A 771-nucleotide genomic window follows, 5' to 3' on the forward strand; every position below is an offset into this window, starting at 1 on the left:
GGAGCACGCGCAGCGCTACGGGGTCTCGCCCACCTACCTCGCGATCGGGGTGGCGACCTGGACGGAGCGCCCCGCTGCCGGCGGCGCGAACGACGCCAACGACATGGAGGCGATCACGCGGGTGCTGGGACCGGCGTTCTCTTCGGGGTCCCCGGCCTCCGCCGCCTCCGCGACCGAGCCCGGCGGCGACTCCGCCGACAGCCCCGCCGACGCGCCCGCGCTGACCGGGTCCGTGCCGATCGTGACGCTGGCGATGCCCGCGAACGGCGCCGCCCCGGCGGCCGACGAGGACGACCAGGAGCCGCGCGTGGTCCGCGCGCCCGTGCTGCTGCGGCCGGTCATGCTGACGCCCCGCAGCGATGGCGAGGGTGACTACGACATCACGCTGGACCCCACCGCCGAGATCAACCCTGTGGTGGCGCGCACGCTGCGCGCGCACGGCGCCCTGCTGGACCCGAACGCACTGGCCAAGGCGACGTTCACGCTCGCCGGCTTCAACCCGACGGACGTGCTCGACCGGGTCGCGAGCCTCGGGTCCGCCGTGCTGGGGGAGTTCCGGCTGGACCGGCGGATGCTGGTGGGCACGTTCGTGCACCCGGGCCAGGTGCTCGTGGACGACCTCGACGAGCTCGGGTCGAGCCTGCGGGACCACGAGGTCGTCGCGGCGCTCGGCGGCGTCGACGCGTCGGTGACGAGGCTGGGGAAGACGGAGCTGCCCGCGCCGCGCGTGGGCGACGCCGACCCGGCGCACGAGCGCGGCGTCGGCGACCT

At 75.9% G+C, this 771-nt stretch carries 1 pseudogene; it reads left to right on the forward strand.

Going from position 1 to position 771, the window contains the following annotated elements:
* Positions 1-771, forward strand: a pseudogene (locus tag PROKR_RS37430) (hypothetical protein); the annotation flags it as partial.

This window comes from Promicromonospora kroppenstedtii DSM 19349 (assembly GCF_000515355.1).
Lineage (GTDB): Bacteria > Actinomycetota > Actinomycetes > Actinomycetales > Cellulomonadaceae > Promicromonospora > Promicromonospora kroppenstedtii.